Source organism: Kribbella koreensis (assembly GCF_039525325.1).
Taxonomy (GTDB): Bacteria; Actinomycetota; Actinomycetes; order Propionibacteriales; family Kribbellaceae; genus Kribbella; species Kribbella koreensis.
Genome location: NZ_BAAAHK010000006.1, coordinates 269,670 through 283,984 on the forward strand (window position 1 = coordinate 269,670; position 14,315 = coordinate 283,984).

Annotated in this window: 13 protein-coding genes; 4 read left to right on the forward strand and 9 right to left on the reverse strand. The window is 69.6% G+C overall.

The window, feature by feature from the left end; genetic code table 11:
* Window positions 1–4: 4 nt before the first annotated feature.
* The 6 genes from ABD116_RS13645 to ABD116_RS13670 all read right to left on the reverse strand — a co-directional run bounded on the left by ABD116_RS13645 (window position 5) and on the right by ABD116_RS13670 (window position 5,616).
* Complete coding sequence (locus ABD116_RS13645) at window positions 5–796, reverse strand: endonuclease/exonuclease/phosphatase family protein (RefSeq protein ID WP_343968708.1); 792 nt, start codon at window positions 794–796, stop codon at window positions 5–7.
* A complete protein-coding gene (locus ABD116_RS13650) occupies window positions 793–1,938 on the reverse strand; it encodes an ROK family glucokinase (RefSeq protein WP_343968710.1) in 1,146 nt (381 codons plus the stop codon). Before ABD116_RS13650 ends, ABD116_RS13645 begins: the two co-directional genes overlap by 4 nt.
* A gap of 61 nt (window positions 1,939–1,999) precedes the next feature.
* A complete protein-coding gene (locus ABD116_RS13655; protein ID WP_343968712.1) occupies window positions 2,000–2,971 on the reverse strand; it encodes an ROK family glucokinase in 972 nt (323 codons plus the stop codon).
* Window positions 2,962–3,381, reverse strand: a complete 420-nt coding sequence (locus ABD116_RS13660; protein WP_343968714.1) for a hypothetical protein — start codon at window positions 3,379–3,381, stop codon at window positions 2,962–2,964. The genes ABD116_RS13655 and ABD116_RS13660 overlap by 10 nt, the downstream gene beginning before the upstream one ends.
* Window positions 3,378–4,706: an ArsA family ATPase gene (locus ABD116_RS13665; protein WP_343968716.1), complete on the reverse strand. Its 1,329-nt coding sequence runs from the start codon at window positions 4,704–4,706 to the stop codon at window positions 3,378–3,380. The genes ABD116_RS13660 and ABD116_RS13665 overlap by 4 nt, the downstream gene beginning before the upstream one ends.
* 4 nt (window positions 4,707–4,710) lie before the next feature.
* A complete protein-coding gene (locus ABD116_RS13670; RefSeq protein ID WP_343968718.1) occupies window positions 4,711–5,616 on the reverse strand; it encodes an SRPBCC family protein in 906 nt (301 codons plus the stop codon).
* Window positions 5,617–5,721: 105 nt separating this feature from the next.
* On the opposite strand from ABD116_RS13670, the gene ABD116_RS13675 reads away from it, so the two are divergent.
* Window positions 5,722–7,515: an AMP-dependent synthetase/ligase gene (locus ABD116_RS13675; protein ID WP_343968720.1), complete on the forward strand. Its 1,794-nt coding sequence runs from the start codon at window positions 5,722–5,724 to the stop codon at window positions 7,513–7,515.
* A gap of 115 nt (window positions 7,516–7,630) precedes the next feature.
* Here the strand turns inward: ABD116_RS13675 and ABD116_RS13680 are convergent, their stop codons facing one another.
* Both ABD116_RS13680 and ABD116_RS13685 read right to left on the reverse strand, forming a co-directional pair.
* Window positions 7,631–8,059: a hypothetical protein gene (locus ABD116_RS13680; RefSeq protein WP_343968722.1), complete on the reverse strand. Its 429-nt coding sequence runs from the start codon at window positions 8,057–8,059 to the stop codon at window positions 7,631–7,633.
* A gap of 94 nt (window positions 8,060–8,153) precedes the next feature.
* Window positions 8,154–8,690, reverse strand: coding sequence for an isochorismatase family protein (locus ABD116_RS13685; RefSeq protein ID WP_343968724.1), 537 nt, complete (start codon window positions 8,688–8,690; stop codon window positions 8,154–8,156).
* 332 nt (window positions 8,691–9,022) lie between these two features.
* On the opposite strand from ABD116_RS13685, the gene ABD116_RS13690 reads away from it, so the two are divergent.
* Window positions 9,023–9,571, forward strand: a complete 549-nt coding sequence (locus ABD116_RS13690; protein WP_343968726.1) for an RNA polymerase sigma factor — start codon at window positions 9,023–9,025, stop codon at window positions 9,569–9,571.
* Complete coding sequence (locus ABD116_RS13695; RefSeq protein ID WP_343968728.1) at window positions 9,568–10,044, forward strand: hypothetical protein; 477 nt, start codon at window positions 9,568–9,570, stop codon at window positions 10,042–10,044. The genes ABD116_RS13690 and ABD116_RS13695 overlap by 4 nt, the downstream gene beginning before the upstream one ends.
* Before the next feature lie 5 nt (window positions 10,045–10,049).
* On the opposite strand, the gene ABD116_RS13700 is transcribed toward ABD116_RS13695, so the two are convergent.
* Window positions 10,050–12,680 carry a CHAT domain-containing protein gene (locus tag ABD116_RS13700; RefSeq protein WP_343968730.1) on the reverse strand — a complete coding sequence of 877 codons (2,631 nt, stop codon included), beginning with the start codon at window positions 12,678–12,680 and terminating at the stop codon, window positions 10,050–10,052.
* A 221-nt stretch (window positions 12,681–12,901) separates the two neighbouring features.
* On the opposite strand from ABD116_RS13700, the gene ABD116_RS13705 reads away from it, so the two are divergent.
* Window positions 12,902–14,296 (forward strand): S8/S53 family peptidase, encoded by a 1,395-nt coding sequence (locus ABD116_RS13705; protein ID WP_343968732.1) that lies wholly within the window; start codon window positions 12,902–12,904, stop codon window positions 14,294–14,296.
* Window positions 14,297–14,315 lie beyond the last annotated feature (19 nt).

The following is a 14,315-nucleotide window of genomic DNA, read 5'->3' on the forward strand; positions in this document are numbered from 1 at the left end:
GAACTCAGGGCAGGGTGAGCTCGACCAGCATCGGGAGGTGGTCGGAGCCCGCGGCCAGGTCGGCGCGGGTGACGCCTTCGACGGAGTCGAGCGGGATGACCCGCCCGGCTAGGCCTGGGGACAGCAAGGCGCCGTCGATGCGTTTGACTGGGTTGTCGGAGTGGAAGGTGTTGCCGGCGTTGAGGCCCAGGTCGGTCAGGCCTTCGGCGGCTAGGCGGTCCCAGACCGGGCCGCCTGGTTCTTCGTTGAGGTCGCCTACCAGGAGGTAGGGGAGGTTGAAGGACTTACAGCCCCGGAGTACCTGCTCCAGTTCGTGCTGGCGGCCGCGGATGTGGAGGCCGAGATGGCAGACGATCAGGGCCAGGTCGACGCCACCCAGCGTGGTTCGGCCGCCGACCGAGCCGCCGGGGAGCTGGGTCGCGATGAAGCGGAAGCGGCGGCGCACGAACGGGCGCCAAACCCTCCAGTGCAAGGGATCCGCGAGGTCGATGCCATCGGCAACCAAGATCGCGTTGCGTGCCGAGGCCGCGACGTACCGGAGGCCGAAGCTTGCCGCCATCGCCTCGCGTTTGCGGCGGGTGCCCCACCAGGTCGGCGCTTCCTGGACCAGCATGACGTTCGGCGCGCAGGCCTTGACCACGCGCGCCAGCGCCTCCCGGTCGTCGCCCCAGCGGTGCACGTTGTACGAGAGCACCCGCATCGAAGGCCCGGCCGCACCCCCGTTGCTCGCGGCAACCGGCTCGGAGCTGGCCGCGCCCTCGTCGCTCGCGGCAACCGGGTCGGGGCCGTTCGTCATGCCTCGGTGTCGCCGTTCAGCTCGGCGGGCGCCGGTTCTTTGATCGGTTCGGCCGTTCGCATGCCCGTACGCCGGCCAACCGACTTGCGCGCCGCCCGCTCGAGCCGGGTCGACCGGGCCCCACGCGCGGCGGCCGTCTTGGCCGTCACCGCGGTCGTCTTGACCCGCACCCGACGCAGCCAGGTCGCCTCTTCGCGCGCCAGGTCGGCCGCACCGACCATGCCGGCTTCAGGACCCAGTACCGCCCGTACGATCCGCGCCTCGGGCCGGAACCCGCGCCCGGTCAGCGTCCGCTTGAAAGCCTCCCGCGCCGGCGCGAGCAGCAACTCCCCCGCATCCGACACGCCACCACCGATCACGAACGTGCCGGGGTCGAGCGCAGCCGCCAGATTGGCCAGGCCGATTCCGAGCCAGCGGCCGACATCTTCCAGCAACTCGACCGCGACCGGATCGCCGTCCTTCGCGAGCGCGGTGACCATCGGACCGTTGATCTTGCGCGGGTCGCCATCGGCCGCCCGCAACAGGTTGTGAGCAACCGGCGAACCGGACAGCGCCAGCTCACGAGCCTCACGCGTCAACGCGTTGCCCGACGCGTACTGCTCCCAGCACCCACGGTTGCCGCACTCGCAGCGGTGCCCGCCCGGTACGACCTGCATGTGCCCGAACTCGCCGGCGATACCGAACTTGCCGCGCTGCAGAGCACCGTCGTTGAGGATCGCGCCGCCGATACCGGTACCGAGCGTGACGCAGACCAGATGGCTCTCACCCTGCCCGCCGCCGAACCGCCACTCCGACCAGGCGGCCGCGTTGGCGTCGTTCTCGACCACCACCGGCAGCCCGAGCCGGCGCTCGACGGCGTCGCGCAGCGGCTCGTGCCGCCACGCCAGGTGCGGGGCGAACAGTACGGACGAACGCGTGCCGTCGACGAAGCCGGCCGCACCGATCCCGACCGCGATCACGTCGTGCCGCGACTCGAGGTCGTGCACGATCTCGGCGATCGCGTCCTCGGTCTCGCGCGGGTCCTTGGTCGGCGTGTCCCGGCGCAACCGGTCCAGGATGTTGCCCTCCGGATCGACCACTCCGGCGGCCACCTTGGTGCCACCGATGTCGATCCCGATCGTCAGCGCCTGCGTCAGAGCCATGTCACGACCCTCCTGGTGGATCCCCCGGATTCCATAGCAAGCCTACCTACCGCTGATGAGCTCAACGGTGTTTCTCCGGGGCCGGGGCCGGCTTGCGGGCCAGGTCGGCGGCGCCGATCAGGCCGGCGTCGTTGCCCAGTTCGGCGAGGCCGAAGGCCGGGTGCGGGCGGTTCGCCTTGGCCGGCAGGTTCTTCTCGAAGGCGACCTGGGCCGACTTCAGCAGCAGCTCCTTGGCCGCGCTCACGCCACCACCGATCACGATCGTGCTCGGGTCGAACAGCGTCGCGATGCTCGCCAGCCCTTCACCCAGCCAGCGCCCGAGGTCGTCAAGCAGTTCGACAGCGCACGGATCACCGGTAGCCGCCGCCTCGGTGATCATCGGACCGGTCAGCGCGGCCGGGTCGGTGATCCCACAGACGCTCAACATCTGCGCCGCCGCCAGCGACCCAGACTCCGCCTGCGCACGTCCCTCACGCACCAGAGCCCGCCCCGACGCGTACTGCTCCCAGCACCCACGAGCCCCACACCCACACCGATGCCCGCCCGGTACGACGCGCATGTGCCCAAGCTCCGCCGCGACCCCATGAGCACCGCGCAGCAACTCGCCGTCGATCACCACGCCGCCACCGATCCCGGTGCCGACCGTCACGCAGACCATGTGCTCGACATCCTTCGCCGCACCGAAGGCGAACTCGCCCCAGGCGGCCGCGTTGGCGTCGTTCTCGACCACCACGGGAACCTTCAGCGCGTCAGCGACCCGTGCGCCGAGCGGTTCGTCCCGCCAGGCCAGGTTCGGCGCGAAGAGCACGGTCGAGCGGTCCGAGGAGACGAACCCGGCAGCGCCGATTCCGACCGCCTCGACCTGGTGGTCCTTGATCAGCTCGGCGGCCGCGTCGATGATCGCCGCCGCGGTCGCGTCGACCGAGTCGGCCGGGGTGTCGCGATGCGTGCGCGCGCCGATGGCGCCGTCCGCGTCCACGATGCCGGCGGCGATCTTCGTCCCGCCGACATCGATGCCGATGCTCAATCCCATGGTTCGGGGTCCTCACTCACGTCGATCCGGTCCACGCGGGACCGGGCGGGCCGTTCGGGTTCCTGCGCCTTGGCGGTCCGCGACTCTGCGTCCTCCCGGGCCTGCCGCGCGGCCTCCGCGGCAGCTTCCAGCAGCGACCGTACCGATCCGAGCACCCCGGCCGCGGCCGTCGACAGCTGCTCGATCGTCTCCGGGCTGGTCGTCCGAACCTTCGCGATCAACTGGCACAGCGGACACCACTGACACTCGGGCCCGCTACGCGACGTACTGTGCTGATGCTCTTCTTCGGGTGCTGGTTCTTCTTTTTCAGCTTTCGGTGGTTCCTGGTGGTCGTGCTTGGCGGCCTGCTGCAGTACCGCGAACAGCTTGGCTGCCTCTTCGGCGACCGAGCCGACGGGCTCCTTGCTCATCTGGTGCCCTCCGAGATCGCCGTCGGCTCGTTGTCGAACTGCTGACTCATCTGCTCACGGATCTCCTGCGCCAGCGCCTCGACCGAGTCCAGCGCCCCGTTCGCGGACCCGTTCGCAGGCGGCAGATCGACAGCCCGCGGCAACGGCTCACGCGGCGCGAATCGCACCTGCAGCCGCCCATCGTCCAGCCGCGCGCCCGCGACAACTCCACGGGCCAGCGCCGCCGGCAAGGGCAGCACCCGCCGGTACGAGCCAACAGTGATGATCAGCTCGTCCCCGTGCCGGGCCAGCTCAAGGTCGCTGGCCGACGCGAGCGGCAGCGGCATGGTCAGCGTGTACGTCCGCCCGTCGGTGTCGATGTGCCGATCCACCCACAGCGACGTCTCGTCGGTCGCCCGGGTGAACGGGTCGTCCTTGCCGTACATCTCGACCGCGAACGCCGCGAGCTCCTCGACCCCGACCGGCTCGCACGCACGGTACGGCGACTCCCAGATCGGCAGCGGCCGGAACGAGTCGGCGACGTCGTCGAGGATCCCGCGCTGCGCAGCGACCCACTGGCGTCGCCAGTTGTCGGCGCCGGCCGCCGGGAAGACCCGGTTCGCGATGACGCCGTCGACGCGGTAGCCGAACAGCGACAGGGTCGTGAGCGAACGTCGGGCTTCGGCGACGACGACGGCTTCAGGGGTCAGTACCAGCCGTACTGAAGCATCGGGGCCGGTCAGCAGCGTGCGGATGTCGGCCAGGTCGCCCTGCAGCCGGCGCAGCGCGTCGAAGACGGTGTCGTCGGGCATCGGCAGCCCGGAAGCCTTGCTGAGCCAGGGCCGGAAGGCGCGGACGACCTTGCGCTCGGCATTGAAGATGCGGCCCAGGTACCAGGTCAGGGCGTCCGGCAGTGCGAGCAGCCGCAGCGTCTCGGCGGTCGGTGCGCAGTCGACGACGATCACGTCCCAGCGGCCGGACCGGACGTGGTCGCGCACCTCGAGCAGCGCGAGCACCTCCTCGGCGCCCGGCAGCACGGTCAGCTCCTCGGCCTCGATCGGGTCGACCCCGATCACGTTCAGCACCGAGCGCAGGTACGCCTGGATGTCACCCCAGGACCGCTCGAACCGGCGCTGCGCGTCGATCTGCTGGACGAACAGCAGGTTGTCGATCTCGGTCGGTTCTCCCCCGACCTCACTGTCGAACGCATCCGACAGCGAGTGCGCGGCATCGGTCGACAGCACCAGCGTGCGCAGCCCCCGCAACGCGGCGAGCGTCGCGGTACCGGCCGCCGAGGTGGTCTTCCCCACGCCGCCTTTACCCGTGTACAGCAGAATGCGAGTCACTGGATCAGGACTCGACGCGCTTCTTGAGGCCCTTCAGGGCGGTGTCGATGATGACTTTCTCGGCCTTGCGCTTGAGCAGGCCGATCATCGGGATCGCCACGTCGACGGCGAGCCGGTACGTCACCTCGGTGCCCTGGTCGCCCAGGTCGCGCAGGACGTACGAGCCGTCCATGCCCTTCACCATCTTGGCCTGGACGAGCGTCCAGGTGACCTCGTTGCGGGACCAGACGTAGTCCAGCGTGTACTCGTCCGAGATCGCCCCGGCATCCACCTTGAACCGGACCTGTTTGGGCCGGCCGGCCTCGTCCGTGGACAGCACCTGCGTCTCCCGCATCGAGTCGGCCCACTCCGGGTACGCCTCGAAATCCGCGATCACCGCCATGATCGCCTTCGGGGTCGCGTTCACGACGATGGTCGAGGTGGTCTGCTCTGCCATCGATTCACCTCTTCGCTGCCGGGACGGGTTCTGCCAGGACTGATCGGAGGTCGCTCGCGCGGCCCCGGGGTCCAGCGACGAGACTATCGCGGGATCGGACTGCACCCTTCCCTCACCCGCGGCGCGGCCTTGCTCGAGTTCGTCCTTCAGCCGCCAGATGTTCGCCCGGTACTGCGCCACGTACCGTTCCCGCAGTTTGCCCAGCCGGCGACCGCCGACCGCCTTGACCGGGTCGATCCGCAGGTACCAGTGCACGACCACTCCGTCTCGCACCGGCTCCAGCCACCACTCCGCCGTACCGATGCCCTCGCCGGTCACCGCCCAGCGCACGCCGTCGGGGCCGCGCCGCTCGGTCGGGGTCAGGATCAGGCCCGGCCACCACTGTTTCCACAGGGTGTCCGCGCCGAGCCGCTGGGCAACGTAGGCTGGTTCGGCGACGAGGAGATCGTCGCAACTGATGTCTAGCGCCGGCATGCCTTGATCCTGGTGTCCAGTGAGTCACAGATCTGACTACTTGTGGGTAGGTTGACGGTAGCGTGCGTCTGAGTTGTCCATTCGTAACCGTCTGAGGAGACGCGAATGCGTGAGTTCACCACCCCTGCCGTCATCGAGCCGCCGACCACCGGCAGCTTGAGCGATCCCGTCTGGGCGAACGCGTCGTCCCATCCTGACACCGCGGTGTTCAGTCGACGGGTCGAGGGTGGCGGCTGGCTGGACATCACCGCCGCCGAGTTCGCGCAGCAGGTGGGTGCGGTGGCGAAGGGCCTGATCGCGGCCGGCGTCAAGCACGGCGACCGGGTCGCGCTGCTCAGCGCCACGCGGTACGAGTGGACCCTGATCGACTACGCGATCTGGAGCATCGGCGCGGCGACCGTGCCGATCTACGAGACCTCGTCGGCCTCGCAGATCCAGTGGATCCTGACCGACTCCGAAGCGGTCGTGGCGGTCGTCGAGAACGCCGCGCACGGGGTCGTCGTCGAGTCCGCCCGGGCCGAGGCGCCCGCCCTGCAGGAGGTCTGGCAGATCGAGTCGGGCGCCGTCGACCAGCTCACCGCCCTCGGCCAGCAGATCAGCGACGCCGAGCTGGACAAGCGGCGTACGGCGGTCGTCCCTGGTGATCTCGCGACGTTGATCTACACATCAGGCACGACCGGGCGGCCGAAGGGCTGCAAGATCAGCCACTCCAACTTCATGGACGAGCTCGGCACGGCCACCAAGGTGCTGCCCGACCTGTTCAAGCTGGACGGCGCATCGACGCTGCTGTTCCTGCCGCTGGCGCACGTGTTCGCCCGGATCATCCAGGTCGGCTGTGTGCTGATGCGGGTGAAGGTCGGGCACACCGCCGACGTGAAGAACCTGGTGCCGGACCTCGGCTCGTTCAAGCCGACCTTCATCCTGAGCGTGCCGCGGGTGTTCGAGAAGGTGTTCAACACTGCGTCGCAGACCGCGCACTCGGCCGGCCGGGGCAAGATCTTCGACGCCGCCGCCGAGACGGCGATCGCGTACTCGGAGGCGCAGGACAAGGGTGGCGCGGGCTTCGGGCTGAAGGCCAAGCACACGCTGTACGACAAGCTCGTCTACGGCAAGCTGCGCGCGGTGCTCGGCGGCCAGGTCGAGTACGCCGTGTCCGGTGGGGCGCCGTTGGGTAATCGGCTCGGACATTTCTTCCGCGGCATCGGCGTACCGGTGCTGGAGGGTTACGGGCTGACCGAGACGACTGCCGCGCTGGCCGTGAACCTGCCGGACGACATCCGGATCGGGACGGTCGGCAAGCCGCTGCCCGGTGTGACGGTCGGTGTGGCCGACGACGGTGAGCTGCTCTTCAAGGGCGGGCAGGTCATGCTCGGCTACTGGAAGAACGACGAGGCGACGGCTGCGGCGATCGACTCGGACGGGTGGTTCCACACCGGCGACCTGGGTGAGTTCGACGCGGACGGGTTCATCAAGATCACCGGGCGGAAGAAGGAGATCCTGGTGACCGCGGGCGGCAAGAACGTGGCCCCCGCAGTACTGGAGGACCGGATCCGGCTGCACCCGCTGGTCAGCCAGTGCATGGTCGTCGGCGACGGCAAGCCGTTCATCGCCGCGCTCGTCACGATCGATCCGGAGACCATCCCGGCCTGGGCCGAGAAGCACGGCAAGCCGAACGACATGTCGGTCCTGGTGGACGACGAGGACCTGATCGCCGAGATCCAGACCGCCATCGACGACGCCAACACGGCCGTCTCCAAGGCCGAGGGCATCAAGAAGTTCAGCATCCTGACCGAGGACTGGACCCAGGAGAACGGCGAGCTCTCGCTGAAGCTGTCGCTACGCCGCCACATCGTGATGAAGAAGCACGAAGCCGACGTCGAGGCGCTCTACGCCAAATAGGCACCGCCTCCGCCACCGACTGACGACCTCGAACAGGTAGCGGTGACCTTGAACACGCTATTTCTTGTTCAGGGTCGCCGGTGGGTGTTCAAGGTCGCCGGTTGTGGCGGGCGGATCAGTCGGTGAGGTCTTCGTAGGTGTTCTCGGCGGCTTCTTTGAGCTCTTTGACGGCTTCGCCTACGCCGGTGGCGGCGAGGATGCTGCCGAGGATCGTGTTGGCCCACTTGAAGGCGCTGAGGTACCGGCGTGGGCCCGGGCCGACGGCGTTGAAGAGTCTGGCCAGCGACCGAGCCCAGCCCGCGAGCTTCACCCGGAGGTTGGCGCCGGTCAGGCCGCAGACGAACAGGCGCTCGTCGTACGCCGCGTCGCCGACCACCTCGCGCAGTTCGGCGAAGGCGTCGCGGTCGGCCAACTCGTCGTACGCTGCGAGCAGCTCCTGACTCTGCTCGGACGGCAACAATCCGTCCGGCCCGATCGCCAGCCGCAGGAACTCGTCCAGCTGCCTGACGAACTGCTGCAGTGCTTCCCGATCCTCAGCGGGCATGACTCCTCCAGGGCAAGTTTCTGGCGGAGGGCCTATCTGCTACATCGGAAAGCTCGGTGGCGCGTTACCTGCCGAGGGACAGCTCAGTGGCGGGTCAGTTGCTGAAGGACAGCTCGCCGGCGTGCTCGACGAGCTCGAGTTCATCGCCGAGCGCCCACTCGGCCACCCGCGAGACGGTCTCGGCGGAGATCGCCGGGGTGACCGCCGTGGCGGGGATGCCGGTGGTGCTGTGGGCGTCGTGGGGCAGGACGACGCGCAGGCCGCGGGCGAGCGCAGTACGGGCTGTGGCACTGACGCACATCTCGGACATCAGTCCGCAGATCGCTACCGCTTGTACGTCGTGAGCGGCGAGAAGCTCGGCGAGCGGAGTACCGGCAAAGGAGTCATCCCGCAGTTTGCGGATGATCGACTCCCCCGGCTCGACACCGAAATGGAGTTCCCACCCCGGTCCACCCGGTGCATCCGCGGTCCCCGGGGCACCGTCGTTCTGGACGTGGACGATCAGTACGCCGGCCGCCCGTGCCTTCGCCAGGAGTTCGCCCACCCGCTCGAGCAACCGCTCGGACTCAGGTACAGCGGCGAGGCTGCCCAGCTGGAGGTCGATGATCAGCAGTGCCTGGACTGATTGCATGGGCGCGAGCGTAACGACTCGTGCCCCGCGGTGGCGCACCCTCCAACGCCACCGCAGGGGTGCAGTGGCCCCCTGAAACCACCGCTGAGTCGCGCCTCCCCCCTCCAAGGCACTGTGCCGGTCGCGTTTCTGATCACCGGCTTGATGTACAAGAGGACCGAGATACCCGCTTGATACGTCCGATTCCCGGATAATTTTCGGCGGCTTCGGTATCTCAGGGTCGCCGGCCGCCTCCTCTCCGGCAGAACAGACCGATCGTGGACGGAGTCCGCCGCAACCGCGACAATGAGTGAGTGGCTGGCGGGGCCGCCGACAGAACCGGAGTCTTTGCAATGGATCTGCTGCGAGATGTCAGCACCGCCGAGCTCGTCAAGCGAGCGCAGGCGGCTGACCAAGCGGCGTGGAACGCGCTGACGGCGCGGTACACCAACCTCTTGTGGTCGGTGGCCCGCGGCATGCGCCTGGGCAGCGACGACGCTGCCGACGCCGTCCAGACGACCTGGCTGCGACTGGTCGAGCGTCTGGACACGGTGCGTGAGCCGGAACACCTGGGCAGCTGGCTGGCGACGACCGTACGCCGGGAATGCCTCGCGATCCTCCGCCGCCGGGTGCCGACGCCGACCGATTCCGACTGGGACAGCCTGCCGGACGACGACGCCGCTCCACTCGACGCCGGTCTGCTGAAGACGGAGCAGGAATCCGCTCTCTGGCGAGCGTTCCGCCTGCTCAAGCCGCGGTGCCAGGCGCTCCTGCGAGTGCTGATGGCAGATCCACCACCGGCGTACGCCGATGTCGCCGCGTCCCTCGACATGCCGGTCGGAAGCATCGGCCCGTCCCGCCAGCGCTGCCTCGCCAACCTACGGAAGCTGGCCATGCCATGAACGCCTTCGACGATGACGACGAGCTGATGGCTCAACTCAGTCGGCTCGCCGGCGAGCTGGACGCCGTACCGGAGCATGTGATGGCCGCTGCCCGGGCGGCGATTCTCACCCGCGACCTCGACAGCGAGCTGGCCGAACTGGTTGCCGACTCCTCGGCGACCGAGGCGGAGCTCGAGTTCGAGCTGGTCCGGGGTGGAGCCGTCGACGTGGATCGGCTGCTTTCCTTCGACAGCGGCGAGCTCCAGGTCGAGTTGGAGGTCGTGCGGGATGGCGACGAGCTGACGCTGATCGGTCAGGTGATCGGTACTGCGCCGGTGGACTGCTCACTCGAGTACGGCGACAGTCGCCGGGTCGCGCTGCCTACCGACGAGCTGGGGCGGTTCCTGGTCGACGGGTTGTCCGGTGGGCCTTTGAGAGTGCGGTGCAGGTCGGCGACAGGCGCTTCGGTCGCGACAGCTTGGGTGATGGTTTGACGCTGTCAGCACCCGAGGGCGACGAAGGACAGCGCGGTGGCGAGCATGACCGGGTCGTCGGCGATGCTCGCCCGGACGGCGCGCAACGCAGTACCGAAGGATGCTCCGCCGCGCAGGTGCTCGTGGAAGTCGACCATCAGGCCGGCGGTGGCGGCGTCGTTCACCGGTACGACGCTGGCGAGCAGGCTGGCCGTGCCGAGTGGGACCAGGGCGGAGACGACGCCGAGGAGTTCGTCGGCGCCGACCGCAGCGGCGACGCCGGACTCGCAGCTGGACAGGACGAGTCTTTGCGGGGCCCGGCGCAGGCGGCCGAGATCGTAGATGGTCAATGGGCCGTCGTGCAGGGTGAAGTTGGAGAAGAGCGGGTTGTCGGTGCGGAAGATGCCGTGGGCGGCGATGTGCGCGGTCCAGGCGCCGTCGAGCGCGGCCAGGGCGGCCTCGGCGGTCGCGCTCTGGTCCAGCAGGGTGATCGCGTCCGGGTAGCCCTTGTTGATCAGTTCGAGTTCGCCGCCGCTGCCGTCCAGACCTGGGCCGACGACCAGCGCCACCCGGCGGCGCGACGGGGCCTTCGTCCGGCCGGCTTTCAGCCACAGCGCGGCCGAGGGGGCCACGGTCAGCGGCACCGCACCCAACGCCGGCAACATCGCCCAGGGCGCCGACTGCAACCGAGCAGTGGGAACGACGACGACGGGTCCGCTCGGGTTGCCTCTGTGCAGGTCGGCCGCGGCTGGACCGAGAAGAACCTGCTGCAGTCGCTTGCCGGCGGTTTCAAGAGCTTCCAGAGCTCTGGCCGGTGGCCGGCCTCGAGCCAGCCGGCGCAGCATGAACCTGGCCAGCTCGATCTCCCGGACGGCCGCGGCCACCGGCCCGACCCGATGCATGCGCACCCGGCGCCCGACCACGCTGATCGCAAACAGCTCGCCATCTACCTCGGTCAGCTCAACCAGCCGATGCTCCCCCAGCCCACCCAGCAGTTCCTCCAGATCCCCAGAGGTGGTCGGGGTGCTGGTGGGGCGGGCGGCGAGGCGGCGGGTCCTGGACCGGATGGCGGATTCGAGGCGGGTGCGGTCGGTGAGGAGTCGGTCGGTGACGGGGCCTGGAGCGGACTCGTTGAGGCGGGCGGTGATGTTGCGGAGGGCGGCGAGTTCTTCGGCGAGTTCCCGATCGTCGGGGCCGTGGACCGGTGGTACGGCGAGGGCGCCGGCTCGCCAGAGTTCGCTCCAGCGCAGGAGCATGCGCGCGTCTCCCCGGCGTACGGCGTGTCGCTGGGCGAGGGCCGCAAGCTCGGTCCCGTACGCCGCCGCATGCGCGCGCAACTCAGGCGCCGCCAGCGAACGCTGGTGATCCCCAGCCGCCTGCAACCCGCGCCGGCAAGCGATCAGCGTCGCGGCGGTGGCGCCCCGACCCTCCGCCCGCAGCGCCTCCGCGAGCCAACCCGCCGCATGACCGTACGCAGGCCCGCGCCGACGGAATCGAGCAGCAGTGGCCAGGTGCCGATCCGCGTCGTCTCGCCGACCGACCTCAGCAGCCAGCCGGCCGGCGAACAGATGCGCCGACGCCGCCTCTGCAGAGTGCAGCTCGTCGAGCCGATCAGCCACCCGCCCGGCCTGAGTGCTCAACCGCGCACCACGCTGGCCAGCGTCGTACCGCGACTGCAGCACGACGAACGACGCCCGAGCCTGCCAACTCTTCCGCCCCTGCCGCCGGAACAGTTCAGCAGCAGCCGCAGCCCGCTCCCCCGCCAGAGCGGCCTGCCCTGCCGCCTGTGCTGCCTGCGCCGCAGCGAAGAGCAGATCAGCCGTCGCAGTCCCGTTCCCAGTCTCGTTGGCCAGCGCCTCCTCCGCGCTGGCCAGCGCTTCACCCGCCAGCCCAGCAGCGAGCAGCACCGCCGAGCGGTCGATGGCCAAGCTCGGCCAGGACGTCTGCAGGGCCGCGTAGCGAGCCCCCGCTTCGTCGAGAAATCCGAGCGCCTCGGGCAAGTCGCCCCGCTGATAGGCCAGATCTGCCCGATTGTGGACCGCCATCGCCGACTCCAGGTCCTGGCCCTCGGCGGTCAGCAGTTGCTCGGCGATCACCAGGTCGCGGTCGGCCCGGGTCGCCTGCCCGAGCGCGGCGTACACCAGGAACCGATGGGTGCGCGAGCGCGCCTCCCACAGCCGGTCGCCCCCTGTGCGCAGTACCTTGACTGCCCGGCGAAGGTCGGCGAGCGCTTCGTCGTACCGGCCGAGCACCCGCAACAGATAGCCCCTGCGCATGAGGACGCGACCACTGTGAATTCCATTGCTGAGCGCAACGGCATGGTCCAGCGCCGTGAGTCCTTCCGCCGCGCGGCCGGCCAGCCCCAGGGTGAGCCCGAGGGTCGCCTCGACGTCGGCCGTCCGCTCCGGATCGCCCGACCTGCCCGCCAGCCGAACCGCCCGGCGAAGCTCCGCGATGGCCTCGGCCGCCCGCCCCGAGTCGCGCAGCACGATGCCCTTCGCCTGGTGAGCGATCGACGCGGTCCGTGGATCCGGCGACTGCGCGAGCAGGGTCTCCGCCGCCCCGAAAGCCTCGGCCGGCCGCGCCACCGCGAGCGGAAGCAGATCGTCAGCTGCCTGCTGACGGCCTGGTCGGGGGTCGCCATTGGCAACTGACACGGGGACGAGTCTAGTGTCCTGAGTCGGACGTTGGCGCTTCAGCTCCAGCGTCCAGGTGCGTGCATCGCGGTGCTGGAGGAGCATCCTCGATGCGGAGCATCGTGGATGCTGCGCCAGTGCCGGGAGGTGCGTGCCTGGGCGCTGGAGATGTGCGCCAACGTCCGACTCAGGACACTAAGTTGCTGGACACAGAAACTGCAGGGTCGAAATCTGGAGGGGTAATGCAGGAAGACACATCGGGCGAAGGGGCGGCGGCCGCCGGTCCGAAGGATGTTCCCGAGACGCCGTGGGCCGAGCAGCGCCGGGCCATTCAGGAAAGTTATGGCGCCGGGCCGGGCAAGTCGCGGTGGCGGGTGGGGATCGGCACCGGTGCCGGTGACACCGAATTCCTCTACGAGGAAGGCGTGCTGCTCGTCCGGCAGCAGTACTTCGACGAGGTGCGCGAGATCCTCGTGCAGCTCGGGCTGTTCCCCTCCGAGGACGACCAGGCGGCCGAGCGGCGGGCAGCCGATGCCGAGGGCCGGGCCGAGCGTCAGTTCGTCGAACCCGTGCTGGCGGGCCTGCGGCTCGTTCGGCTCTCGTCGGACCGGGACTACGACACGATCGAGGTACTGGAAGCCGTCACCAAGGGCGGCCGGCCGAGCGTCGACGGACGGGCCGCCACGCAGATCAGCGGGGTCGGCCGGGACAGCGTCGCGCTGAACCATGTCGTCCCGCTGTGTGGCAACGGTGCCGGATGTCCGGCGACCGAGCCCGAGCCGGTACCCGCCGTCAGCTCGCCGTACCCCGGCTACACCCCGGATCGCGGGGCCGGCGACGGGGTCAAGGTCGTCGTGGTCGACACCGGGTTCGACGCGGCAGCGCCGGGACGCAGCCAGTGGCTGGAGGGCGTGGAGGGTGATCCCGACTACGCCCAGATCGGCGACACGCTGAACAAGTACGCGGGTCACGGCACCTTCATCGCCGGACTCATCCGCTGCGTCGCGCCGCGGGCCGAGGTGTACGTCCGGGGGGTGCTGAACTTCGGCGGCTCGGCGCTGGAGTCCGACCTCGTCCAGGCGCTCGACGCCGTCCTGAACGAGGACTTCCCCGACATCATCAGCATGTCGGCCGGCACCCACGCGTACGACGCGACCGGTCTGCTCAGCTTCCGGGTCTTCGACGAGTTGCGGCTGAGCCACCACAAGGGCGTCGCCCTGATCGTTGCAGCAGGCAACGATGCGAGCCGGAAGCCGTTCTGGCCGGCCGCGTCGCCGTTCAGCGTCTCGGTCGGGGCGCTCGCGACCAGCTGGCAGGGACGGGCGCCGTTCAGCAACTTCGGTGGCTGGGTGGATGTCTATGCGCCTGGGCAGGATCTCGTCAACGCGTTCCCGGTCGGGAGCTACGAGTACCACGAACCGCCGAACGTGATCCCGGGGCAGCCGCCGCGGGTGGAGCGGTTCTACGGGATGGCTCGCTGGAGCGGTACGTCGTTCAGCACCCCGATCGTCGCCGGCCTGGTCGCCGCCCGGATGACCCGCACCGGCGAGAACGGCCGCGACGCGGCTGCGGCGCTCGTCAAGGAGGGCCAACTGAACGCGCAACCTGCCGTCGGCGCTGTCCTGCTCCCCGAGTAGGCGGCATCCAGGGGACCTC

Excerpts from the sequence above, each read along its gene's own strand:
- ABD116_RS13670 (WP_343968718.1), bottom strand. The coding sequence starts at position 5,616 with ATGCCGGCGCTAGACATCAGTTGCGACGATCTCCTCGTCGCCGAACCA.
- ABD116_RS13650 (WP_343968710.1), bottom strand. The coding sequence starts at position 1,938 with ATGGCTCTGACGCAGGCGCTGACGATCGGGATCGACATCGGTGGCACC.
- ABD116_RS13655 (WP_343968712.1), bottom strand. The coding sequence starts at position 2,971 with ATGGGATTGAGCATCGGCATCGATGTCGGCGGGACGAAGATCGCCGCC.
- ABD116_RS13705 (WP_343968732.1), top strand. The coding sequence starts at position 12,902 with ATGCAGGAAGACACATCGGGCGAAGGGGCGGCGGCCGCCGGTCCGAAG.
- ABD116_RS13690 (WP_343968726.1), top strand. The coding sequence starts at position 9,023 with ATGGATCTGCTGCGAGATGTCAGCACCGCCGAGCTCGTCAAGCGAGCG.
- ABD116_RS13680 (WP_343968722.1), bottom strand. The coding sequence starts at position 8,059 with ATGCCCGCTGAGGATCGGGAAGCACTGCAGCAGTTCGTCAGGCAGCTG.
- ABD116_RS13660 (WP_343968714.1), bottom strand. The coding sequence starts at position 3,381 with ATGAGCAAGGAGCCCGTCGGCTCGGTCGCCGAAGAGGCAGCCAAGCTG.
- ABD116_RS13685 (WP_343968724.1), bottom strand. The coding sequence starts at position 8,690 with ATGCAATCAGTCCAGGCACTGCTGATCATCGACCTCCAGCTGGGCAGC.
- ABD116_RS13675 (WP_343968720.1), top strand. The coding sequence starts at position 5,722 with ATGCGTGAGTTCACCACCCCTGCCGTCATCGAGCCGCCGACCACCGGC.
- ABD116_RS13645 (WP_343968708.1), bottom strand. The coding sequence starts at position 796 with ATGACGAACGGCCCCGACCCGGTTGCCGCGAGCGACGAGGGCGCGGCC.
- ABD116_RS13695 (WP_343968728.1), top strand. The coding sequence starts at position 9,568 with ATGAACGCCTTCGACGATGACGACGAGCTGATGGCTCAACTCAGTCGG.